At 64.3% G+C, this 23,962-nt stretch carries 16 protein-coding genes, 1 tRNA gene and 1 pseudogene; 10 read left to right on the top strand and 8 right to left on the bottom strand.

Annotation, left to right across the window (positions count from 1 at the left end):
• Nucleotides 1-3: 3 nt before the first annotated feature.
• The 3 genes from AC3WW4_RS06935 to AC3WW4_RS06925 form a co-directional block, all read right to left on the bottom strand.
• The gene (locus AC3WW4_RS06935) at nucleotides 4-2,430 is read right to left on the bottom strand and encodes a VIT domain-containing protein (protein ID WP_488827651.1); all 2,427 of its coding nucleotides are present in this window, start codon (nucleotides 2,428-2,430) and stop codon (nucleotides 4-6) included.
• On the bottom strand, nucleotides 2,414-2,881 hold the full coding sequence (locus tag AC3WW4_RS06930) for a helix-turn-helix domain-containing protein (RefSeq protein ID WP_488827650.1): 468 nt from the start codon (nucleotides 2,879-2,881) through the stop codon (nucleotides 2,414-2,416). Before AC3WW4_RS06930 ends, AC3WW4_RS06935 begins: the two co-directional genes overlap by 17 nt.
• Before the next feature lie 105 nt (nucleotides 2,882-2,986).
• Nucleotides 2,987-4,003: an NAD(P)/FAD-dependent oxidoreductase gene (locus AC3WW4_RS06925; RefSeq protein WP_488827649.1), complete on the bottom strand. Its 1,017-nt coding sequence runs from the start codon at nucleotides 4,001-4,003 to the stop codon at nucleotides 2,987-2,989.
• Nucleotides 4,004-4,179: 176 nt separating this feature from the next.
• Here AC3WW4_RS06925 and AC3WW4_RS06920 point away from each other — a divergent pair, with 176 nt between their 5' ends.
• The 6 genes and pseudogenes from AC3WW4_RS06920 to AC3WW4_RS06895 all read left to right on the top strand — a co-directional run bounded on the left by AC3WW4_RS06920 (nucleotide 4,180) and on the right by AC3WW4_RS06895 (nucleotide 12,999).
• On the top strand, nucleotides 4,180-5,742 hold the full coding sequence (locus tag AC3WW4_RS06920; RefSeq protein ID WP_488827648.1) for a class I SAM-dependent DNA methyltransferase: 1,563 nt from the start codon (nucleotides 4,180-4,182) through the stop codon (nucleotides 5,740-5,742).
• Nucleotides 5,732-7,048, top strand: coding sequence for a restriction endonuclease subunit S (locus AC3WW4_RS06915; protein ID WP_488827647.1), 1,317 nt, complete (start codon nucleotides 5,732-5,734; stop codon nucleotides 7,046-7,048). The genes AC3WW4_RS06920 and AC3WW4_RS06915 overlap by 11 nt, the downstream gene beginning before the upstream one ends.
• The gene (locus AC3WW4_RS06910; protein WP_488827646.1) at nucleotides 7,045-8,013 is read left to right on the top strand and encodes an HNH endonuclease; all 969 of its coding nucleotides are present in this window, start codon (nucleotides 7,045-7,047) and stop codon (nucleotides 8,011-8,013) included. The genes AC3WW4_RS06915 and AC3WW4_RS06910 overlap by 4 nt, the downstream gene beginning before the upstream one ends.
• A 65-nt stretch (nucleotides 8,014-8,078) precedes the next feature.
• Nucleotides 8,079-8,339 (top strand): annotated as a pseudogene (locus AC3WW4_RS06905) (type I restriction endonuclease); the annotation flags it as partial.
• 254 nt (nucleotides 8,340-8,593) lie between these two features.
• Nucleotides 8,594-9,739 (top strand): Fic family protein, encoded by a 1,146-nt coding sequence (locus tag AC3WW4_RS06900; RefSeq protein WP_488827645.1) that lies wholly within the window; start codon nucleotides 8,594-8,596, stop codon nucleotides 9,737-9,739.
• 23 nt (nucleotides 9,740-9,762) lie between these two features.
• Nucleotides 9,763-12,999, top strand: a complete 3,237-nt coding sequence (locus tag AC3WW4_RS06895) for a type I restriction endonuclease subunit R (RefSeq protein WP_488827644.1) — start codon at nucleotides 9,763-9,765, stop codon at nucleotides 12,997-12,999.
• 89 nt (nucleotides 13,000-13,088) lie between these two features.
• On the opposite strand, the gene AC3WW4_RS06890 is transcribed toward AC3WW4_RS06895, so the two are convergent.
• The 5 genes from AC3WW4_RS06890 to AC3WW4_RS06870 form a co-directional block, all read right to left on the bottom strand.
• Nucleotides 13,089-13,164, bottom strand: a tRNA-Thr gene (locus tag AC3WW4_RS06890).
• 50 nt (nucleotides 13,165-13,214) lie between these two features.
• A complete protein-coding gene (locus tag AC3WW4_RS06885) occupies nucleotides 13,215-14,219 on the bottom strand; it encodes a class 1 fructose-bisphosphatase (protein WP_488827642.1) in 1,005 nt (334 codons plus the stop codon).
• Between the two features lie 46 nt (nucleotides 14,220-14,265).
• Nucleotides 14,266-16,938: an aminopeptidase N gene (gene pepN / locus AC3WW4_RS06880; protein ID WP_428019953.1), complete on the bottom strand. Its 2,673-nt coding sequence runs from the start codon at nucleotides 16,936-16,938 to the stop codon at nucleotides 14,266-14,268.
• Nucleotides 16,939-16,948: 10 nt separating this feature from the next.
• Nucleotides 16,949-18,053 (bottom strand): peptide chain release factor 2 gene (gene prfB, locus AC3WW4_RS06875; RefSeq protein ID WP_488827640.1). Its coding sequence is split into 2 segments (ribosomal slippage): nucleotides 16,949-17,971 and nucleotides 17,973-18,053, totalling 1,104 coding nucleotides; the frame shifts between segments, so codons are not numbered across the junction.
• Nucleotides 18,054-18,138: 85 nt separating this feature from the next.
• Nucleotides 18,139-18,966, bottom strand: coding sequence for an alpha/beta fold hydrolase (locus AC3WW4_RS06870; protein ID WP_488827638.1), 828 nt, complete (start codon nucleotides 18,964-18,966; stop codon nucleotides 18,139-18,141).
• Nucleotides 18,967-19,350: 384 nt separating this feature from the next.
• Between AC3WW4_RS06870 and AC3WW4_RS06865 the strand changes: the two genes are divergently transcribed.
• The 4 genes from AC3WW4_RS06865 to AC3WW4_RS06850 are packed head-to-tail and all read left to right on the top strand — an operon-like array spanning nucleotide 19,351 to nucleotide 23,949.
• Nucleotides 19,351-21,861 (top strand): putative bifunctional diguanylate cyclase/phosphodiesterase, encoded by a 2,511-nt coding sequence (locus AC3WW4_RS06865; RefSeq protein ID WP_488827636.1) that lies wholly within the window; start codon nucleotides 19,351-19,353, stop codon nucleotides 21,859-21,861.
• 60 nt (nucleotides 21,862-21,921) lie between these two features.
• On the top strand, nucleotides 21,922-22,755 hold the full coding sequence (locus tag AC3WW4_RS06860; RefSeq protein WP_300155712.1) for an acyl-CoA thioesterase: 834 nt from the start codon (nucleotides 21,922-21,924) through the stop codon (nucleotides 22,753-22,755).
• A complete protein-coding gene (locus tag AC3WW4_RS06855; protein ID WP_300155715.1) occupies nucleotides 22,748-23,383 on the top strand; it encodes a chromate transporter in 636 nt (211 codons plus the stop codon). Before AC3WW4_RS06860 ends, AC3WW4_RS06855 begins: the two co-directional genes overlap by 8 nt.
• On the top strand, nucleotides 23,380-23,949 hold the full coding sequence (locus AC3WW4_RS06850; protein WP_488827633.1) for a chromate transporter: 570 nt from the start codon (nucleotides 23,380-23,382) through the stop codon (nucleotides 23,947-23,949). The genes AC3WW4_RS06855 and AC3WW4_RS06850 overlap by 4 nt, the downstream gene beginning before the upstream one ends.
• Nucleotides 23,950-23,962: the final 13 nt, after the last annotated feature.

Genomic DNA, 23,962 nt, shown 5'->3' with positions numbered 1-23,962 from the left:
CGATCACGCCAGGGACAGGACACTGTCCGGCCACGTGCCGGTGCTCATGTCTGCCAATGCCGCAGCCATCGCCTGTCCCAGCAAGTCATGGGTGACCCGTGGCGCGGCGGTCGTGGATTCGCCCCGCCACAGGGCCTGCAGACGCTGGGCTGATGCGCGCAGCACGCTGCGCAGCCCCGCGCCCTGCTCCAGCGCCGCCATCATCTCCGACTCCGCCAGCAGATGCAGGAAGGTCCGCACGACGACCGCTTCTTCGTGCCTGCCCGCCTCGTCATGGGCCACAGCGATCTCCAGCCACTCCACCACCCAGTTGCCCAGACCCATGCGGCGCAGGCCCTCATAGGTGGTCGGCCACTCTACTTCAGGCGTGATGCGCAGCCATTCGCACACGCCCAGTGGCGTGAGCCCGGTGTAGTGGTCGGACTCTGTCCAGTAGCGCTCATCGCTCCGATCCAGCGTTTCGCGCTGCGAGCGATGGTCAACCGTGGCATCCACAGGGCGCACTCTGGACATGCGCAGCCGCACTGGAGGACTGGCCGACCGCCACACAGCCGGTGTGACCGTGGCGGCCGCATCCATCATCGAAAACCGGATGCCAGTGTCACCCACTGAGCTCCTGCTTGCCAGGACCCCCATGCCGCCCCAGCCCGCCGGCACCATGTGCGCGACCTTGTGCAGTGCCGGCATGTCGATCGCCTTGTCAGCGTCAGCCCGCTCGTGCACCAGCAGGAAGTTGGTGTGGTCTGTCACCAACTGGTAGTTCACGGCCAGCGCTGCGGCGAGTGAGGCTGCGACCTTGTGTTCAGCGTGTGGCACGTTCTGAATCCGCACCGACGCCACCAGGCGCGACACCGTATCGGTTTCCGTCAGTCGCTCAGGCAAGGTGGCACGACTGATCTCCTGCGGCTCGGCTCGTCCATCGACACATCCCAGCAGGCGCACTTCGCCGGCTGTTTGATGCGCAAGCAAGGCATACACGCTCACGGCATCCCCATCGAACACAGACGCCCGCAACGGGGAGACCCAGAGTGGCACCACGCCTTGCGGCCATTCCAGCCTCAAGTCCGAGAGGCGGGACGAACGCAAACGCGCGAACATCCGCAGCACCGCGGGCTCCACGGCTTCACCCGGCGCCACGAAGTCACAGGCCCCACCCGTGGCTTCGGCCAGTCGACGCAGATGCGACTCCGCCGGGCTGCTGCCAATGCCCACCACGAACACGCGATGCCCTGAGGCTTGCGCCGATGCAAGGGTGGCGTCGATGGCGCTGATCTGCCCGTCGGTCACCAGCAGCACATCGCTGCTGGCATCTTGAGCGATCTGGAAAGTCGAAGCCAGCGCAGCCTCCATCTCGGTGCCGCCGAGATCGGCCTCCAGCGCCCCCACCCAGCGTTGCGCGGCCAGCCGGGTGGTCTCGGTGGTCTTCCACAAACCGCGAGAGCGATGCTGCACCGAGCTGCCGAACCGCGACAGCGCAAAGCGGTCGTGGGCACCCAACTGCTGGACGATGGCCTGCAAGGCGCGTTTGGCCGCGGCGATGCTGTCACCGGCCATCGACCCCGAACAATCGACCAGGATTTTGACGGCCATGCCGCCCGCTTCTTTAGGTGGCAGGTGTGGGCAGAAGCTGGCCAGCACGGCCACGCCCTCGGGCTCGACCTGGTCGCGTGCGGTGATCGCCAGCGACTCATGCGCCAGTTGATCGACCACCAGCAGGAAGTCGCGGTCCAGATACGCCGTGCGCGCCAATGAAACAGTCAAAACCTGCTGGGCATCGACCTGCCCCAAGGCCACGGCAATGGGGTGACTGGGCGATGCGACACGTGACCGGGCCATCTCACCGTGCAAATGAACCGAGAGCGCGAACGGATGCTCGACCGTCAGGCTGTGGCTGGGCACCTGATGCGGCATCAAGCCCCCTGCTTGCTCGGCATCGCCATAACGCGGGGCGATCAAGGTGGGGATCATCAGCCGCAGGCTTTGCTGCTCGAACTGCAGCGTCTGTGCATAGCGCAGCGTGATGGTGCAGCGCTCACCTGCGGCCAGGTTGCCAAGGTTCAGGCTGTAGCTGTGATCGTGGTTGCGCTCCAGCATGATGGCGGCATTGCCGTCGGCCAGCGCGTCTTCATAGCGTGCCTCGGCTTGCCGTTTTGCCACAACGGCGCCCGTGAGGGTCCGCTCCCCCAGCACCACCTCCACGCCCAGCAACACCGCGCCCCAGGGCAAGGGGAAGCTGTAAACCATCTCCAGAGGGTGGTCGGTCGGGTTGACGAAGCGCTGCTCGACACAAGCCTCCAGGATCGCGCCTCGCAAGTGGCCCGTGAACGTGACGCCCAGCAGGGCCACCGAATCCCCCTCACGCGTCGTCAGCCCAGCGTGCTCATCCCCATCCGCCAGCGACGGTGCGATCCCTTTATTGCGCTTGCCCATCTTGGTTCTCCTCCTGATTTGTGTGGGGGGCACCCTCGCCCTGAACCTGCGCAAAAGCCGCCATCACCGCCCGGGTGAAATGGCGCACCTGCTCAGGCGACAAACCCGCCAGGCCAGGGTCGATGACGACCTCGATGCCCTCGGCCACCATCAGGTGGCTGCGCACCGACACCGACCCCATGGCGGGTGCGCGCGGAGGCACAGGGGCCGATCCGCCATGCAACAACTCGCGGATGCGCTCAAGCGAAAGCCCGGCTGCCGTCCACTTCTTGATGAGCAGCAGTTGCTCCAGATGCGTGGCGCCATAGCGCGCCGCGCGGGTCTCACCTTGCGGGCGGTCTACCAGCCCGATCTGCACGTAATAGCGCACGGTGCGCGGCGGCAGATCGGCCAGCACGCACAACTCCGTCAAGGGGTAGCTGGGTGCAGGAGGCTGGGATGGGGTGTGCATGAGCACATTAAAACAGTACAAATGATTTAATGCAACTGTTTTAATCAGAAGACCAGGGCCTGGTAGTCCGACGGTAGCGATGAAAGTGACGACGTCGACACGCTGTCAATCACGCACGGCTTGGGCGACCCGCTGCGCCAGTCCCTGACCGCTGAGCCAGGCGCCCTCGACTTTGCCGCCATGGAGCCAGTCACCGCAAAGGCCCAGGGATGCGTCTGCGTCCCACCAGTGGCCCAAGGTCAGCGCAGGTTCGGTGTCCGCAAAACGCCAACGGTGGGCGGTGGCTTGCACTTGCTCCGGGCGTGGGCCGCCCAGTTGGTTGAAGGCTGCCAGCAGTTGCTGGGTGACCGCAGCGGCATCGTCTTCAAGGTGCGCTTCGCTCCACTGCGCACTGGCGTGCAGCAGCCAGGTCTCCGGCCCGGTGCGCCCGGGCTTGCTGCTGTCACGCGCCACCCAACGCAGAGGCCCTGCGTTGATGAAGGCGCCCTCGCAGGGCAGCGCCAAAGGTGCAGGGCAGCGGACCATCAGGGCCCAACTCGCCCTCATGCGGGCACCGCCCGCGAGGGCTGCGCCGCTGGGTGCCACCGCACTCAACAGCGGTTGTGCCTGCGGCGCGGGAATGGCCAGAAGCACCGCACGATAGCGCTGAGACAGCCGCCCATGCTCGGCAGTGTCGAGGGTCCACCCCTCAGCATCCGGAACCAGCGCTTGCACGGTGGTTTGCCACTGGCACATCGCACGCTCACCCAGGCTACCCGCCAGCCATGTGGCCGGTGATGTCATGCGCGGCGTGCCGACGAAACGTTCAGGCGGCGTGTCAGAAGTGCGCCAGGTTTCGCCGTCGAAGCTCAGGATGCGGGCGTCCCACAAGGCGGCTGCGCCGGCGTTCTGCCAGCGCCTCACCTCCGCCCGGAAGGCGTCGTCCCGCGCGGTGAAGTACTGTGCGCCATGGTCGCATTGCCAGGGGCCGGATGCATCGTCACCGCGCCGGGTGCTCATGCGCCCGGATGGCCCTCGACTCTTGTCGAAGACATGCACTGTGTGACCGGCTTGGGTCAGGGCCTGCGCACAAGCCAGTCCTGCCAAGCCGGCGCCAATGACCGCGATGGGAGCTGAGGTCATGAAATGAAACGTCGCCGCTGATCTGAGAAAGCATCATTTGACCGCGTTTTGCCCCTTCTATGAGAGACAACTCCGCGTCAAGATGGGGTCATCGCGTCGATGTTGTCGATCAGGAGGTCGACCAGCGAAGGCGCCCCCGCCCGCATAATCTGCCCACTACGTTATGAATTTTGGGCATGCTGGACGACATCAAAAAGACCCTCTGGGCCACCGCCGACAAGCTGCGCGCCAACATGGACGCCGCCGAATACAAGCACCTCGTGCTCGGCCTCATCTTCGTCAAGTACATCTCTGACACCTTCACCGCCCGCACGTTGGAGCTGACCGCCCGCCTGCGCGACCCCGACGACGAATACTTCTACGGCGACGCCAGTGACGAAGACATCGCCGCCGAGCTGGCAGACCGCGACTACTACACCGCCGCCAACGTGTTCTGGGTGCCCGAAGGTGCCCGCTGGGAAGCCGTGCGCGCCGCAGCCAAGCAGCCCGACATTGGCAAGCGCATTGACGACGCCCTGACCGTCATCGAAGCCGAGAACCCCAAGCTCAAGGGCATTCTGGACAAGCGCTACGCCCGCGCTCAGTTGCCCGACGGCAAGCTAGGCGAGTTGGTGGACCTGGTGTCCACCATCGGCTTTGGTACCGACGCCGCCGTGGCCCGCGACGTACTGGGCCAGGTTTACGAGTACTTCCTGGGCATGTTCGCCAGCGCCGAAGGCAAGCGGGGCGGCCAGTTCTACACGCCGGCCAGCATCGTCAAGACCCTGGTGGCCGTGCTCGCCCCCCACCACGGGCAGGTGTACGACCCCTGCTGCGGCTCGGGCGGCATGTTCGTGCAATCCGAGAAGTTCATTGAGGCCCACGGTGGCAAGCTGGGCGACGTGTCCATCTACGGGCAAGAAGCCAACCCCACCACCTGGCGCCTTGCGGCCATGAACCTGGCCATTCGCGGCATCGACTTCAACCTGGGCCGCGAACCCGGTGATACCTTCACCCGCAACCAGCACCCCGACCTGCGGGCCGACTTCATCCTGGCCAACCCGCCCTTCAACATCAGCGACTGGTGGCACGGCAGCCTGGAGGGCGACCCGCGCTGGGTGTATGGCGACCCACCCCATGGCAACGCCAACTACGCCTGGCTGCAGCACATGCTGCACCACCTCAAGCCCACCGGGCGCGCAGGCATCGTGCTGGCCAATGGCTCCATGAGCTCCAGCCAGAACAACGAAGGCGTGATTCGCGCCGCCATGGTCGATGCCGACGTGGTGGAGGTGATGGTGGCCCTGCCGGGGCAGTTGTTCTTCAACACCCAGATCCCGGCCTGTCTGTGGTTCCTGGCCAGGCAGAAAAAGCGCAAGGGCGAGGTGCTGTTCATTGACGCCCGCAAGTGCGCCAAGATGATTTCACGCGTGCAGGCCGAGTTGGACGACGACGCCATTGCCCGTATTGCCGAGACTGTGGCCGCCTGGCGGGGCGAGGTGGAGGCGGGTGCCAGCATCACCACCTATGAAGACGTGCCGGGCTTTTGCCGCAGCGTACCCCTGGCCGAGATTGCCCAGCACGGCCATGTGCTGACCCCAGGCCGTTATGTCGGCGCTGAAGAGGTGGACGACGACGACGAGGCCTTTGCCGAGAAGATGCAAAAGCTCACCGAGAAGCTGGGCGAGCAGATGGCGAAGGGCGCGGAGCTTGATGCGCTGATTCGGCAGAAGCTGGGGGGGCTGGGGTATGAGTTTTGATTCAGCTCGCTTTGGCGACTTGTTTTCAGAGCCCCAGCGAAATGGGCTAACGCGCCCAAAGAAGGTTCGTGGCGCAGGCTTCCCGATGGTGAATATGGGAGAGCTTTTCGCCCATCCTCGAATTCATCGCATCAAGATGGATCTCGTGCCGGTAGATCAGAAAGAGCACCACTATCTGCTCGCTGAAGGTGACTTGCTGTTTGCCCGTCAGTCTTTGGTGCTATCTGGCGCAGGCCAATGCTCTATCTTCATGGGCAACGCGATGCCCACAGTTTTCGAATCTCATCTGATTCGTTGTCGCCTCGATACGAAGCGAAGCAACCCGCTCTTCTACTTTTATTTTTTCAGATCTCCTGAGGGGCGCCGGGCCATTGAGGCGATTGTTGAGCAGGGCGCAGGTGCATCTGGCATTCGGGGCAGTGATTTGATCAACTTGCAGGTGCCCAGTCCGCCGAAGGAGTTGCAAGATCACGTAGCTACGACGCTCGGTGCATTGGACGACCGCATCACCCTCCTGCGCGAAACCAACGCCACCCTCGAAGCCATCGCCCAGGCGCTGTTCAAGTCGTGGTTCGTCGATTTCGACCCCGTGCGCGCCAAGATGGCAGGCCGCGCCCCCGAAGGCATGGACGAGGCCACGGCGGCGCTGTTCCCTGATGCGTTGGAAGAGACGGACTTGGGGTTAGCTCCGAAGGGGTGGTTAGCTGGTTCAGTCGGTGATTTCGCCGAACTGAAGAAGGGCACAGTCAACCCCGGTCTTCAGCCTGAAACCACATTTGAGCACTTCAGCTTGCCGTCGTTCGACGACGGGCAGCGCCCCGTCACAGAGCGCGGCGCCCTCATCAAAAGCAACAAGACCCCGCTGCACTCGAACACTGTGCTCTTGTCCAAGCTCAACCCTCACATTCCACGTGTTTGGCTTCCGGTCGAATGCGGCGCTAATGCAGTCTGTTCTACGGAATTCCTAGTCTTTCAGCCAACCGGTGTCGGCAGCAGGGAGTTTGTCTATTGCACCTTCAAGTCACCTGATTTCATCGCGAGGTTGCAGCAACTGGTGACCGGAACATCGAATAGTCATCAGAGAATCAAACCGGACCAAGTTGCCCTGATGCGCAGCGTTGTTCCTTCATTGCAGGTGGCAAAAGCATTTGAAGCTGTTGTGCGGCCAATGTTTGAGCGTGTTCATCGCAACCGTGGGCATGCGCTCACCCTCGCTAATCTGCGGGACACGCTGCTCCCCCGCCTCATCTCCGGCCAACTTCGCCTGCCCGAAGCGATGGCGGCGCTGGAGGATGCACACGCATGACTGCCATCACCAACTCGCAGCTCTGCGTGTACACCATCGCGAATCGCACACTGGTACTGGAAGCGCTGACTCATGGCGGCAGCGGCGAACTGACCGAACGCCGAGCTTGGGCTACCGGACTACGCAATCTGACGGTCTGCATGACCAACGATCAACCCTACCTGCTGCTTTTGGGGGATGCCGCCACCACACAAGGCGTGGAATGGGTCGCCGAAGTGACGCGCATCGAGTTGCCCAGTTCTGGTGGCACGCATGTCACCTTCTCTGGCTTGCGGGCCATGCCCCGCCCACTGAGGCTCACCCGCTTGCGGAAGCAGAGTAACGGCGAGCCGCTGGACATGGGTTATATCCGTCCCTATGTGCCATGCCTTCTGGAAGGTAAGGCATTGGCTGAGGTCCGGCGCGCGTTCGCGACCCAACTCATCGGCACGGCGGCACCGGCCACGCGGGAAGAACTGGCGCGCCATGCCGCCGAAGCGGACATGGATGCTTTGCCCGACATGGCGGGGGTGTCAGCCACAGTCCGCAAGGCCTTGATTGACGCCCGCGTGGGCCAGGGCGCCTACCGCGCAAATGTGCTCAAGCTGTGGGGCAGCCAATGTGCGCTCACCGGCTGCCCGCTCCCTGCGGTGCTGACGGCCTCACATGCCAAGCCCTGGCATCTCTGCACCCACAAAGAGCGGCTCGACCCGTACAACGGCCTCTTGCTGGCCTCTCATGTCGACAAGCTCCTCGACGCAGGGCTCATTGCATTCGCCGACGATGGCCGCCTGTTGCGCAAGCCTGATGTCAGTGACGCTGTGATGGCCAGCTTGGGCTTGGATCCAAAAGGCCGCTTGCGTCGCCTGCATGCCAAGCATCAACCGTACATAGCAGCGCATCGCACGCTATTTGGATTCGACGGCGACAACACGGACCCTGAAGTGATGATGAAATCGACACATGCAAGAAACGTGTCGATTTAAGGTTAAAAAATAAACATGTTCATTTCATCATGTCGATGGAATGAACTCATGGGAGTTGCTGCAGCATGACCGAAGACCAACTCGAACAAGAAGCCCTGAGCTGGCTGGCCGAGCTGGGCTACGCCGTTCATGCGGGTCCCGGCATCGCCCACGACGGCCCCAATCCCCAGCGCGCCGACTACCGCCAGATCGTCCTGCCCTTCCGCCTGCGCGAAGCCATCCAGCGTCTGAACCCCGGCATCCCCACCGCCGCCCGTGAAGACGCACTGCAGCAGGTCCTGAACTTGGGCATCCCGTCGCTGCTGTCAGCCAACCGGGCCACCCATGATGCCGTGGCGCAAGTGGTTGCCCGCATGGATGCCGAAGGCGCAGAGGTGTCCCTCCCTGGATCACCTGTTGGTGCTGGATGCCATGATGGGGCAGCCGTTCATTGGAATCCACTTGTTCTGGAGTTGCGCCAGACTCGCGCGTCAAGCCAGCGAAAGATGAAGATTCCAATGAAAGCCCCCTTGCATCCTTGCGCATCGAATTAAAGAATGCTTTAATCCAGCAAGACATCATTCAAGCAGGCTTTCACACCATGCGCAGCACGGGCACCTACGCCATCTCCACGACCCTGGGCGAGCCCGTCCGGGCCTTCGTGCCGCATGCACTGCCGCCCTGTGATCCTCGCTTGTCGCCCGATGCCTTCGCTGCCCTCAACCATGCGGCCGAATTGGCGCTGGCTCGGCTGTCGGGCGTGTCGGGCCTGGCGCCTTCGGTGGACTGGTTGCTCTACAGCGCCATCCGCAAAGAGGCCTTGCTGACGTCTCAGATCGAGGGCACGCAGGCCACGCTGGTGGACCTGTTCGACGACGAAGCGGGGCTGGCCATCAGCAACACCGACGATGTCGAGGAGGTCACCAACTACCTGCGCGCCTTCCGCCTGGTGCAGGGCCATTTGCGTGATCCCCATGGCTTGCCCATCAGCGTGCGGCTGCTGTGTGACGCCCACCGCCTGTTGCTCGATGGCGTGCGAGGCACAGGCAAGCAGCCTGGTGAACTGCGCCGCTCACAGAACTGGATCGGTGGCACACGCCCTGGCAATGCCGCGTTTGTGCCGCCCCCACCTGAGCATGTGCCAGGACTGCTGGCCGACTTGGAGCGCTTCATCCATGCACAAGACAGCGCCTTGCCGCCGCTGGTGAAGGTGGCACTGGTGCATGCCCAGTTCGAAACCATTCACCCCTTCTTGGACGGCAATGGCCGCATCGGGCGCCTGCTGATCGCCGCCTTGCTGGAGCATTGGGGGCTGCTGCCCGAGCCGCTGATGTACCTCAGCGGCTACCTCAAACAGCACCAGTCAGAGTACTACCGCCGTTTGTCGGCCATCCGCACCGATGGCGATTGGGAGGGCTGGCTGGCTTTCTTCCTGGAAGGTGTGGCTTGCGCGGCCACCGAGGCCGAACGGGGCGTGGTCGCGCTGGCGAGCTTGATCACAGCAGACCGGCGCAAACTGCTGGCCGCGCCCAAGGCGGGCCCGGCCAGCTACCGCTTGTTCGAGATGTTACCCATGATGCCGCGCTTCACCATCGAACGGGCGCGTCAGGCATTGGGCACCACTTTCCCGACGGCTACGGCGGCGGTGAAGATGCTGGAAGACCTCGGCATCGTGGCAGAGTTGACCGGCCAGAAAACGAAGCGCAGCTACAGTTATCAACCATACATTGCGCTGCTGGCGCTTTGATGAAGCACAGGGCAGGCCATCACATGACCGAAGACCAACTCGAACAAGAAGCCCTGAGCTGGTTGGCCGAGCTGGGCTACGCTGTTCATGCCGGCCCCGACATCGCCCACGACGGCCCCAATCCCCAGCGCGCCGACTACCGCCAGGTCGTCCTGCCCTTCCGCCTGCGCGAAGCCATCCAGCGTCTGAACCCCGGCATCCCCACCGCCGCCCGTGAAGACGCCCTGCAGCAGGTCTTGAACCTGGGCATCCCCTCGCTGTTGCCAGCCAACCGAGCTTTCCACAAGCTGCTGGTGGGCGGCGTCCCCGTCCAATACCAGAAGGACGGCGAAACCCGTGGCGACTTCGTGCGCCTCATCGACTGGACCGACTCTGCCCGCAACGAGTTCTGGGCCGTCAATCAGTTCACCATCAAAGGTGCACACCACACCCGCCGCCCAGACATCATCCTCTTCGTCAACGGCCTGCCCTTGGCGCTGCTGGAGCTGAAGAACCCCGCCGACCAGACCGCCGACATCTGGAAGGCCTACGACCAGATCCAGACCTACAAAGACCAGATTCCCGACGTGTTCCAGTACAACGAGGTGCTGGTGGTGTCGGACGGCTCCGAGGCCCGCATGGGCTCGCTGTCGGCCAATGCCGAGCGCTTTCTGCAATGGCGCACCATCGACGGGGTGAACCTCGACCCGCTGGGCGACTTCAACGAGTTGGAAACCCTCGTGCGTGGTGCCTTGGCGCCGCGATACATGCTGGACTACCTGCGCTACTTCGTGCTGTTTGAAGACGACGGCAACCTGGTCAAGAAGATTGCCGGCTACCACCAGTTCCATGCTGTGCGTGCGGCCATCGAGCATGTGGTGGCGGCCTCTCGGCCTGAAAGCCCTGTGTCCGTGCAGGGCAAGGGCGGCGTGGTCTGGCACACGCAAGGCAGCGGCAAGAGCATCACCATGACTTGCTTTGCCGCCCGCGTGATGCAGGAGCCGGCCATGCAGAACCCCACCATTGTGGTCATCACCGACCGCAATGACCTGGACGGCCAACTGTTTGGCGTGTTCAGCCTGGCGCAAGACCTCTTGCGTGAGCAGCCGGTGCAGGCCACGACGCGGCAGGAGCTGCGGCAACTGCTGGGCAATCGCCCGTCGGGCGGCATCATCTTCGCCACCATCCAGAAGTTCATGCCGGGCGAAGACGAGGACCTGTTCCCCGTGCTATCCACCCGCCGCAACATCGTGGTGGTGGCCGATGAAGCCCACCGCACGCAGTATGGCTTCGAGGCCAAGCTCAAGAGCAAGGCCGCCTTGCCCGAGGGCGGCAAGAGCCTGGCCCAGGCCCTCACCACTTCGGGCGAGGCCACGGCCCTGACGGCCGACTTTGCCTCGCCCAGCTACGAGGTCAACCCCTCGCAGGCCCCGCGCCTCATCTACCAGGCTGGCTACGCCCAACACCTGCGCGACGCCCTGCCCAACGCCACCTTCGTGGCCTTCACCGGCACGCCCGTCAGCAGCACCGACCGCGACACCCGCGCCGTGTTTGGCGACTACATCCATGTCTATGACATGCAGCAAGCCAAGGAAGACGGCGCCACGGTCGCCATCTACTACGAGAGCCGCCTGGCCAAGCTCAAGCTGAAGGAAGAAGACCTCGCCCTCATCGACGATGAGGTGGACGAGCTGGCCGAGGATGAGGAAGAAAGCACCCAGGCGCAGCTCAAGTCCCGCTGGGCCGCGCTAGAGAAGGTGGTGGGCGCCGAGCCCCGCGTGGCCAGCGTGGCCGCTGACCTGGTGGCCCACTTTGAAGAGCGCAACAAGGCGCAAGACGGCAAGGCCATGGTCGTCACCATGAGCCGCGACATCTGCGTGCACCTGTACGACGCCATCGTCAAGCTGCGCCCCGACTGGCACGACGCCGACCCCGAGAAGGGCGCCATCAAGATCATCATGACCGGCAGCGCCAGCGACAAGGCCCTGCTGCGCCCGCACATCTACAGCAGCCAGGTCAAGAAGCGACTGGAGAAGCGCTTCAAAGACCCGGCCGACCCGCTGCGCCTGGTCATCGTGCGCGACATGTGGCTGACCGGCTTTGACGCCCCCTGCGTGCACACCATGTACGTGGACAAGCCCATGAAGGGCCACAACCTGATGCAGGCCATTGCCCGCGTCAACCGCGTGTTCAAGGACAAGCAAGGCGGCCTGGTGGTGGACTACATCGGCATCGGCAACGAGCTGAAGGCCGCGATGAAGGAGTACACCGCCAGCAAGGGCCGGGGCCGCCCCACGGTGGATGCCCACGAAGCCCTGTCGGTGTTGCTGGAAAAGCTCGACGTGCTGCAAACCATGCTGCACGGCTTCGATTACTCAGGCTTCAAGACCGGGGGCCACAAGACCCTGGCAGGTGCGGCAAACCATGTGCTGGGCCTCCAGTCCGAGGGCAAGGACAGCAAGCGCGATGGCAAACGCCGCTTTGCCGATGCCGCCCTGGCCATGAGCAAGGCATTTAGCCTGTGCTGCACGCTGGACGAGGCCAAGGCCCTGCGTGACGAGGTGGCCTTCATGCAGGCGGTCAAGGTCATCCTGACCAAGCGGGACATCAGCGCGCAGAAGAAGACCGACGAGGTGCGTGAGGCGGCCATTCGCCAGATCATCAACCAGGCGGTGGTCAGCGACGCGGTGGTGGACATCTTCGATGCCGTGGGACTGGAAAAGCCCAACATCGGCCTGCTGGACGAAGACTTCCTGGCCCAGGTAAAGAACCTGCCCGAGCGCAACTTGGCCGTCGAGTTGCTGGAGCGACTGCTGGAGGGCGAGATCAAGTCCAAGTTCGCCACCAACGTCGTCCAACAAAAGAAGTTCTCGGACCTGCTGAGCAGCGTCATCACCCGCTACCAGAACCGCAGCATCGAGACCGCTCAGGTGATGGAGGAGCTGGTGGAGATGGCCAAGAAGTTCAAGGAAGCGGCCAACCGGGGCGAGCAACTGGGCTTGTCGGACGACGAGGTGAAGTTCTACGACGCCCTGGCCACCAACGAGTCGGCCGTGCGCGAGTTGACCGACGAGACCCTGAAGAAGATTGCCCACGAACTGACCGAGAACCTGCGCAAGAACATCACGGTGGACTGGTCGCAGCGCGAGAGCGTGCGCGCCAGCCTGCGCCTGATGGTCAAGCGGGTGCTGCGCAAATACAAGTACCCGCCAGACCTGTCCGATGCGGCCGTGGAGTTGGTGCTGGAGCAGGCGGAGAGCTTGGGGGAGGCGTGGGCATGAGGGGGGTTGGCGTGGCTACGGATTGCCTACATGCCCCCCAGAAACAACAAAGGCCACCCTTGCGAGGTGGCCTAAGTCATTGATTTTATTGGTGCCGGAGAAAGGAATCGAACCCTCGACCTTCTCATTACGAATGAGCTGCTCTACCGACTGAGCTACACCGGCGTCCAAGCCCAAAATTCTAGCATGAGATTTTGGGCCTGCTCACATCCAACTTACTGCACTTCGCGGTGGTAGCCCGTCACGCGCTCCACCTCGTTCTTCGAACCCAGCATCACCGACACACGCTCGTGCAATTGCGTGGGTTGAATTTCCATGATGCGCTGCAAGCCATTGGTGGCGGCGCCACCGGCCTGCTCCACCAGGAAGCTCATCGGGTTGGCTTCGTACATCAGGCGCAGCTTGCCCGGTTTGCCCGGCTCGCGCTTGTCCCAGGGGTACATGAAGATGCCGCCACGGGTCAGAATGCGGTGCACGTCGGCCACCATCGCGGCCACCCAGCGCATGTTGAAGTCCTTGCCGCGCGGGCCTTCCTTGCCAGCCAGGCACTCGTCGATGTAGCGCTTGACCGGCGGCGCCCAGTGACGCATGTTCGACATGTTGACCGAGAACTCCTTGGTGTCCTCCGGGATGCGCATGTTGTCCTCGGTCATCCACCAGGCGCCCATCTCGCGGTCCAGGGTGAACATGACCACGCCCTTGCCCACCGTCAGCACCAGGGTGGTTTGCGGGCCATACACGCAATAGCCCGCGCACACCTGAGCCGTGCCCGGCTGCAGGAAGCTCTCGTTCGTCACGTCACCGCCCTTGTGCTTGAGCACCGAGAAAATCGTGCCGATGCTGACGTTGATGTCGATGTTGCTCGAGCCGTCCAGGGGATCGAACAGCAGCAGGTACTCGCCCTGCGGATAGCGGTTGGGCACGCCCACCATGTCGTCCATCTCTTCAGAGGCCATGCCGGCCAGGTGGCCGCCCCACTCGTTGGCCTCGATCAGCACCTCGTTGGCGATGATGTCGAGCTTCTTCTGGACTTCGCCCTGCACGTTCTCGCTGCCGGCACTGCCCAGGACTTCACCCAGGGCGCCCTTGCTGACGTTGATGGCGATGCGCTTGCAGGCGCGGGCCACCACTTCGATGAGCAGGCGCAGCTGCGACGGAATCTGGGCCTCGCCCCGCTGTTGCTCGATCAGGTACTGCGTGAGGCTGATGCGTTTGGTCATGATGATCAGATGAAAAAGAAAAGAAGTTCAGTCAGGCAAGACGGGCTCAGTCCTGCAGGGCGCGGGTCACGATCTCGCGCACATCGTCAGACAGCTCGGTGCGAGCGGCCACACGCTTGAGCGCCTCGCAGGCGGCCGTGCGGTAAGGCTCGGCCAGACGGCGCCAGTGGTCCATCGCCCGGGCCAGACGCGCCGCCAGTTGCGGGTTGATGGCATCCACCTCGATGACACGGTCGGCCCAGAAGACATAGCCGGCCGCATCCTGACGGTGGAAGGCCGCCGGGTTGCTCTGGCACAGCGCCATCAACAGACTGCGGGCCCGGTTGGGCGTGCGCAGCGTGAAGTCGGGGTGCAGCATCAGCGCCTTGGCGCGCGCAAAGACCTGGCCTTCGTGCTCGGGCGCGGTCACCTGCAGGGTGAACCACTTGTCGATGACCAGGGCCTCGTTCTTGAACTGCGCATGGAAGCGCTCCAGCGCCCCCGCCGCCAGCTCACTGTGGGCGTTGACCAGCGCCGCCAGGGAGCCCAGGCGGTCGGTCATGTTGGTCGCATCCTTGAAGCGCTGCAAAGCCTTGCCCGGCCAGATCTGGTTGTGGCGCGCCACCGCATCCAGCACCAGCATGCTCAGGGCCAGATTGGCCAGCGCACGACGGCCGCTGCTGACGGCATCGGGCGAGTAGGCGCCGCTGTCATGGTGAGCGGCATAGGCCCACTCCCAATCAGCGTGCAGGGCGTGCGCCAGTTGCAGCTTGATGCGCTCGCGGGCGGTGTGGATGCGCTGCGGATCGACCACGTCGAGCTGCTCGGCCACATACGCCTCACTCGGCAGGGTCAGCACCAGCTCCTTGAACGCAGCGTCCAGCTCGTCGTGACGCAGCACGCTGCGCATGGCGTCGATGAAGCGGGCATCCAGCTCGATGTGGCCATTGCCGTGCACCGCGCTCAAGATGCGGCGCAGCGCCAGCTTCTGGCCGGCTTCCCAGCGGTTGAACGGGTCATGGTCGTGGCTGAGCAGCACGAACAGCGCGTCATCGCTCAGCTCGGTCTCCAGCACCACCGGGGCAGAGAAGCCGCGCAACAGCGAGGGCACCGGCTCCACCGGCACATGCACGAAGGTGAAGGTCTGGCTCGGCTCGGACAGCACCAGCACGGTGTTGTGCCCGATCGGGTCCAGGTGCCCTTCCAAATGCAGATTGATGTAGCGGCCGTCGACCCCCACCAGGCCCATGGCCACAGGGATCACAGCAGGGGCTTTCTCGGGCTGCCCGGCCGTGGCGGCGCAGGTCTGGCTCAAGGTGAGGGTGTAGATGCGGTTCTCTGCGTCGTACACACCGTGCGCCTGCACACGGGGCGTGCCGGCCTGGCTGTACCAGCGCTTGAACGCGTCCAGTCGCTTGGCCAGTTCGCTGTCTGGGTTGGCATCGGCAATGGCCTGCGCAAAGTCGTCGCAGGTCACGGCATGGCCGTCATGGCGCGAAAAGTACAGATCCATGCCGTTCACAAAGCCGACATCGCCCACCAGCGTGTGCATCATGCGCACCACCTCGGCCCCCTTTTCGTACACGGTGGCCGTGTAGAAATTGTCGATGGCCATGTAGCTGTCGGGGCGCACCGGGTGCGCCATCGGGCCCGCATCTTCCGGGAACTGCAACTGGCGCAGGGTGCGCACGTCTTCGATGCGCTTGACGGCGCGGGCGCTGTAGCTGCCCGACATGTCCTGGCTGAACTGCTGGTCGCGGAAGACCGTCAGGCCTTCCTTGAGCGAGAGCTGGAACCAGTCCCGGCAGGTGACACGGTTGCCGGTCCAGTTGTGGAAGTACTCGTGGGCGACCACGCTTTCCACATTGGCAAAGTCCACATCGGTGGCGGTGTTGGGGTTGGCCAGCACGAACTTGGTGTTGAAAATGTTCAACCCCTTGTTCTCCATCGCGCCCATGTTGAAGTCGCTCACCGCGACGATCATGAAGCGCTCCAGGTCCAGGCTCAGGCCGTACTTGTACTCGTCCCACGCGATCGAGGCGATCAGCGAGTTCATCGCATGTTCGGTCTTGTCCAGGTCCCCGGCGCGCACATAGATCTGCAGCAGGTGCTCCTTGCCTTCGCGCGTCACGATGCGCTGTTCGCGGCGTACCAGGTCGGCGGCCACCAGCGCAAACAGGTAGCTGGGCTTGGGGTGCGGGTCTTCCCACACCGCGATGTGGCGGCCGTTGCCCAGGTCGCCCTCTTCCACCAGGTTGCCGTTGGACAGCAGCACCGGGTACTTGCGCTTGTCGGCCTTCAGCGTCACGCGGAAGGTCGCCATCACGTCGGGGCGGTCGGTGAAATAGGTGATGCGGCGGAAACCCAGGGCTTCGCACTGCGTGAACAAGCCACCCCCACTGGTGTACAGGCCCGACAACTGCGTGTTCTTCTCGGGCGCGCAGGTGTTGCGGATCTCCAGCGTGAAGGGCTGCTGCGGCAGGTTCTCCAGCACCAGTTGCTGGTTCTCGCTGCGGAAGGTCACGGGCTCGCCGTCCACCAGCACGCGGGTCAGGGTGATGTCCTCACCGTCCAGACGCAAGGCCGCGCCAGACTGGCCCGGGTTGGGTTCAACAGTCATCTTGTTGATGACCAGGGTCTTGGCCGGATCCAGGTCAAAGGTCAGGTCGACCGTCTTGATCCAGAACGCGGGCGCCGTGTAGTCTTCACGGCGCACCAGCGGGGCAGTACCTTCGCGCATGGCTATCCTTTTAGAGGCCCTGTTTCAGGCTGGCTTCGATGAATGGGTCGAGGTCGCCGTCCAGCACCTTTTGCGTGGCGGAGATTTCGACGTTGGTACGCAGATCCTTGATGCGGCTGTTGTCGAGCACGTAAGAGCGAATCTGGTGACCCCAGCCCACATCGGTCTTGGTGTCTTCGAGCTTTTGCTGCTCTTCCTGGCGCTTGCGCATCTCGTGGTCGTACAGGCGCGAGCGCAGGCGCTTCCAGGCCACATCACGGTTGCTGTGCTGCGAGCGGCCGTCCTGGCACTGCACCACGATGCCGGTCGGGATGTGCGTCAGGCGCACGGCCGAGTCGGTCTTGTTGATGTGCTGACCACCCGCGCCCGAGGCACGGTAGGTGTCGGTGCGCACGTCGGACGGGTTGATGTCGATCTCGATCGAGTCATCGACTTCCGGGTAGACGAACACGGACGCAAACGAGGTGTGACGACCACCGGACGAGTCGAACGGCGACTTGCGCACCAGGCGGTGCACGCCGGTTTCGGTGCGCAGGTAACCGAAGGCGTAATCGCCCTCGACCTTGATCGTGGCACTCTTGATGCCAGCGGTGTCGCCGGGGGTTTCGTCTTCCAGCTGGGCCGTGAAGCCCTTGCGCTCGCAGTAACGCAGGTACTGACGCAGCAGCATGGACGCCCAGTCGCACGCCTCGGTGCCACCGGCGCCAGCCTGGATGTCGATGAAGCAGTTGCTCGGGTCGGCCGGGTTGCTGAACATGCGGCGGAACTCGAGCTGCTCGACCTGGGCGCTCAGGGTCTGAACGTCGGCGTGGATGGCCTTGAGACCGTCCTCGTCGCCGTCTTCCTTGGACATCTCGAACAGCTCGCCGTTGTCGGCCAGATTGGACGTCAGGGACTCGATCACGAGCACCACGTCTTCCAGCGAGCGTTTTTCCTTGCCCAGGGCTTGCGCACGCTTGGGGTCGTTCCAGACGGCCGGGTCTTCGAGTTCGGCGTTGACTTCGCTCAGGCGACGGGATTTTTCATCCCAGTCAAAGATACCTCCGGAGCTCAGCGGTGCGCTGAGTCAGGTCGGCAATCTGGGTGCCCAGGGCGTTGATGAGTTCGATGTCCATGTGAAATCCTGCAAATCTTGGGGTGAAATATGGCAAAAAGGCCCTGCAGCCGATGGCTGGAGCCTTGTCAGATGGTCTTATTTTCTCACGCGACAGCGGTTTGCGGTCGCGTGAAATGCGCAGCCAGGTGAATGGCCAGTGCTTCGGGCTGATCGTGATGCAGCATGTGCCCCGCGTCGTCCAGCCCTTCCAGGCGCCAATCGGCCATCGCTTCGGCCCGCGTCAGGAACTCCTCACGCGTGTAACGACCGCCGAACAGCGCGAAATACTCGGTCTGCAGCCCCTCGATGACCAGCACCGGGCAGGTGATGCGGGCCCACAGCGCCTTCACCTCCTCCACCCGGTACAGCAGCGGATTGACCCGCTTGTGCGCCGGGTCGGCGTTGATCACCCAGCGCCCGCCCTCCTCGCGCGCCCAATGCTGCGCCAACCACAGCGCGCGATCCGGACGAATGCGCGGGTTGTTGGCGCGCAGGCGCCCCGCCACGCCTTCCAGGCTGTCGTACGACTTCAGTTGCATGGGGGTGCGCAACTCATCGAGCCAGCGGGTGTAGCGGTCGGGCGCCTCGTCGGGCGAGGTGGCCGGCATGCCAAAGCCTTCCAGATTGACCAGACGCCGGATCTTGGTCGGCCGCGCGCCCGTGTACATCGTCACCACATTGCCCCCCATGCTGTGCCCCAGCAGGTCAATCGGGTGATCGGGGGACAGGGCATGCACGACCGCATCCAGATCACCCAGGTAATCCGGAAAGTAGTAACAGTCCGCCCCGGTCGGCCCCGGTGTCTGTCCAAAGCCGCGCCAGTCCAGCGCCGCAATCGGACGCTCGGCCCAACCGGGCTGTTGGCGCAGGGCATCCACCATGAACTGGAACGAGGCGGCCACGTCCATCCAGCCATGAACCAGCAACAGCAAGGGTTCTTGCGCACTGATACGCCCCAAATCCCCCCAGATCAGGAGGTGTTGCGGCAGGCCGCGTGCCTGTATGGTCAAAGACTTGGCAGGGTAAATCGGTACAAAAGACGACAATTGAGACCTCGTTGACGCGATACGCTCGCGGGCTGAGTGGCAAAGGGTGCGGCAACACCCCTCGCCAGGAACGCCACCGGCGTTGACGTGCGCATCATCGCCGATCTGATCTGTGTGTGCCGACTCACTGTTTTTTCTTGTCCTTGACCCATCGTCGTCGTTTTTGTTTTTGTGAGCGCGGTTCCGAACCCTTCCCGGCCCCAGCCGACCTCTCCCCCTGGCCCCTCCCTGGCCCAGGGTCGTTTTCGTTCAGTAGCCTGGTCGGTGCTGGTGCTGGCAGCCGTCAGCCTGGGCCTGATGGCCTGGTCTCACCAAGGTTGGACCGAGCTGCAGCAGCGCGCCCAGATCCTCGCCGCGCAACATGTGCCAGGACCGGCGCAAGCGCTGGCCGCCGAGCTTCATGACGCCATTGGCCGGCAGCAGCGACTCGACCTGCTCAAGATGGCCCTGGTCGGCAGTCTCACCGTCTTGCTCTTGGTGCTCATCGCCCGCATCCAGCGCCAGCGCGAAGACGTCGTAGGCTCGCTCAAGGCCCGCGAGCACCAACTGCGCCACAAGTCGCGCATGTACGACTTCCTCAGCCACGTCAACCAGGCGATCGTGCGCGCAGACAGCGAGGCCGACCTGCTACGCCGCGTGTGCGACGTCGCCGTCGAGCAGGGGCAATTCCGCAAGGCCTGGGTGGCCTTGTTCGACGCGCATGTGCCCCGTCAACTGAACTGCCAGGCGGCCGCCGGCGATCCGCAACCACCCAGCGACACCCTGAGCTTTCGCGTCACCCCCGACCCGGTTGCCGAGTTGTCGCAATGCCTGCTGGAAGGACGCTGCTTTCGCACGGCCGACCTGAGCCAGCACCCGGACCTGCCCCTGTGGGCCAGCCAGGCCATCGCGGCGAACACTCCCGGCTGCGTCATCGTGCCGCTGCTGCGTGACGAGGAACTGGTGGGCCACCTGCTGCTGCTCGGTCGCCGGGTCAAAGACCAGGACAGCGAGGAGCTCGCCCTGTTCCAGGACCTCTCTGACGACCTGTCGTTCGCGCTCACCAACCTGCACCGCGACACCCAGCATGGCCTGACTCAGGAGCGGGTGCGTCTGCACGCTGCCGCGTTGGAAAGCACCCGCGACGGGATGATGGTGCTCAACCGCAACCGAGTTCTGGTGTCCATCAACCCGGCGTTCACCACCTTGACCGGCTACGTCGAAGACGAAGCGGTGGGACGCACGCCCGAGTTCCTGTTCCCCGATCAGCCTGCAGAGCTCATCGAGGAAATCCGTGCCTACCTGCTGAGCCAGGGAGCCTGGCAGGGCGAGGTCTGGTTCCGCCGCAAGAATGGCGAACTCTTCATGGTCAAGATGTCGCTGAGCGCCGTCCGCAGCGCCCGCGGGCGTCCGGCTCACTTCGTGGCCATGTTCACAGACATCACGCCGCTGAAGGAAACCGAAGCACGCCTGGCGCGCATGGCGCACTTCGACCCGCTCACCGACCTACCCAACCGCGTCCTGATCCAGCAGCGCCTGAGTCACGCGCTGAGCCTGGCCCAACGCCACCACACCCTGGTGGGCGTCGTCTTCATCGACCTCGACAATTTCAAGACCGTCAACGATGGCCTGGGGCATGCGGCGGGCGACAGCCTGCTCAAGCAGGTCGCACAACGCCTGCGCGAACGCGTGCGCCAGGAAGACACGCTGGGGCGCCTGAGCGGCGACGAGTTCATCCTGGTGCTCGAACACCTGCGCCATCCGCAACAGGCAGGCCAGGTGGCCTCTGCCATCCTGGAGAGCCTGGGCCAACCCTTCACACTCGAAGGCGGCCAACAGGTTTATGTGCGCGCCAGCATCGGCATCAGCCTCTACCCGCAAGACGGCCAGGACGCGTCCGAGCTCATCCGCAACGCCGATGCGGCCATGTACGAGTCCAAGCGCCGAGGGCGCAACAGCTTCAACTTCTACACCGAGGCCTTCACCGCCGTGGCCACCAACCGGCTGCAGCTGGAAACGCGCCTGCGCCGCGCCGTCGAGCACGACGAGTTCACCCTGCACTACCAACCCATGGTGAACCTCGCCACCGGCCAGATCGTGGCCCTGGAGGCCCTGGTGCGCCTCAAAACCCCGGCGGGCGGCGATGCCACCCTGCCCTCCATCGGCCCTGGCGAGTTCATCCCGGTCATGGAAGAAACCGGGATGATCGTGGCGCTGGGCGAGTGGGTGCTGCACGAAGCCTGCCGCCAGGGCAAGGCCTGGCTCGATGCCGGCCTGCACTTCGGGCGCATCGCCGTGAACCTGTCGCCCAGCGAGGTGCGCCGGGGCGGCGTGATCGAGCGCCTGTCCCGCATCCTGCGCGACACCGGCCTGCCTCCCGAGCACCTCGAAATCGAGATCACCGAAAGCGGGCTGATGGAATCGGGCACCAGTGCCGAACAGTTCCTGCTGATGCTCTACCAGCTGGGCGTGTCGCTGTCGATCGACGACTTCGGTACGGGCTACTCCTCGCTGGCCTACCTCAAGCGTTTCCCGGTGCACCAGCTCAAAATCGACCGCAGCTTCATCCAGGACACGCCGGGCAATGTGAGCGACTGCCAACTCGTGAGCACCATGATCTCGATGGCCCACGGCCTGCACATGGCCGTGGTGGCCGAAGGTGTCGAGCTCACCGAACAGGCCGACTTCCTGGCCGAACTGGGTTGCGACATGGTCCAGGGCTATCTGTACAGCCGGCCCGTGCCCGCCAGCCAGGTCGCCGAACTCCTGCGAGTGAGGGGCACCGAGACGCCCGTCGCCTGATACGGTCATTGGATGGTCGTTTGATAATAGGGCTTCCGTTGTCCCCGAGAAGTGCCCACCATGAAGACAGAGAGCTCCCCGATCGTCCCCCTGGCCCAGTTGCTGGACCACCGTGAACGTGAGGGGCAACGGGTCAGCTTCCGCGTCACCGAAGACTGGCAACAGGGCCGCACCATGTTCGGCGGGCTGCTCTCGGTGCTGGCCGTGCAGGCCATGCGCGATGTCTGCGGCAGCGACTGGCCTTTGCGTGCCTTGCAAACCAATTTTGTGGGCCCCGTTTCACCGGGCGTGGTGCAGATCGACGTCACGCTGCTGCGCCAGGGCAAGAACATCCGCCAGGTCAAAGCCCAGATCCTGCAAGCGGATGCCGACGGCCAGGAACAGATCGCCGGCGTACTGCTGGGCGTCTTCGGCAGCGGGCGCGAGTCCGCCCTCCCCGCATTGCGCCCCCCTCAGGTGGCGGTGGAGAAAGGCATCGAAGACGCCTTTCCCTGGCCTTTCGTTCCCGGCATGACCCCGGCGTTCACGCAGCATCTCGAGTTCCGACATGCGGAAGGGGGTGTGCCCTTCACCGGCGACGACGTCTGGCACAGCCGCGCCTATGTGCGCCTGATAGACCACGCCGGCATCGACACCGAACTGCAGGCCGTGCTGCTGGCCGACGCGGGCCCGACCCCGGCGCTGTCGCAGCTCAAGGGGTTCGCCCCGGCATCGTCCGTGTCCTGGGCCTTGGAGTTGCGCCCGGTCAACATCGGTCAGCACGATGGCCACTGGCGCCTGGACAAGGACGCGCTCGCTACGGGCGAAGGCTATGTGAACGAAAAAACCACCTTGTGGACGCCCTGCGGCCAACTGGCTGCACTGGGCTACCAGGTCGTCGCCGTCTATGGCTGACGTGGATCCGGCCACGCCCGCCGAACCGGCGACCGCGCGGCCCGCTTCGCTCACCGAGCTGTTCATCGCCTTCTCGGTGCTGGCGCTGCAGGGATTCGGCGGCGTGCTGGCTGTCGCCCAACGCGAGCTGTGTGACCGGCACCAGTGGCTCACCCCGCGCGAGTTCGTTGAACTGCTGTCGACCGCGCAGGTGCTGCCGGGCCCGAACGTCTGCAACCTTTCCCTGATGATCGGGGACCGCTTTTTCGGCTGGCGCGGCGCGCTGGTGGCCCTGGCCGGCATGGTCACCGCCCCCCTGGTGCTGATGCTGGGCCTGGCCTGGCTGCTGGGTGAGGCCGCGCAGGTGCAAGACCTCCAGGGCCTGATCAAGGGCGCGCTGGGTGGCATCGCGGCCGTGGCGGCGGGCCAGATCGTGGGCACGGTGCTCAAGCTGTCCGCCCCCATGCGCCAGCATGAGCTGGGTTGGCCCACCGCGCTGGCACTGGCCGTTCTGGCGCTGGCCATGATGATCTGGCTGCGCTGGCCCCTGGTCTGGGTGCTGCTGGGCCTGGGGGGCGCCGCCTGCGTGTTCACCTACGTTGTGCTGCGTCGTCGCCGCCCTGCCGCCCTGCCCCCGGAGGGCACATGAGCCAGGGTGGTGCGCCGCTGATCATGTCCCCACTGATGTGGGCCCCGGAGGTGTGGTGGAGCCTGTTTGGCCACTTCATTGCCCTGTCGCTGATGTCGATCGGCGGCGCCATCACCCTGGTGTCCGACATGCACCGGCGCCTGGTGGTCGATGACCATTTGCTCAGCGATGGGGATTTCACCGCCGCCATCGCCCTGGCCCAGGCCGCACCCGGCCCCAATGTGCTCTTTGTGGGCCTGTTCGGCTGGTATGCCGGTGGCATCGGCGGTGCCCTCATCAGCATGCTGGGCATCATGATCCCGTCCACCACGCTGGCCCTGGCGGTGGCACGCTGGGTGTCCACACGGCGACACTGGTTGAGCGTGCAGGCCTTTCAGGCTGGCATGATGCCGGTGACGGTGGGCCTGCTGCTGGCCACGGGCTGGGTGCTGGCACCCCCGCTGGCCACCCAGCCACGTGCCCTGCTCTTGAGCGCCGTCGTGGCCGTGCTGGTGTGGCGCACCAAGATTCGGCTGATCTGGTTGATCTGTGCCGGCGCTCTGCTGGGCGCGCTGGGCTGGGTCTGACCGCCTCGGCTGC

The organism is Aquabacterium sp. TM01 (genome assembly GCF_057808345.1).
The sequence above is the reverse complement of the archived record's forward strand: the minus strand, read 5'-3'. Positions and strand labels throughout refer to the sequence as shown.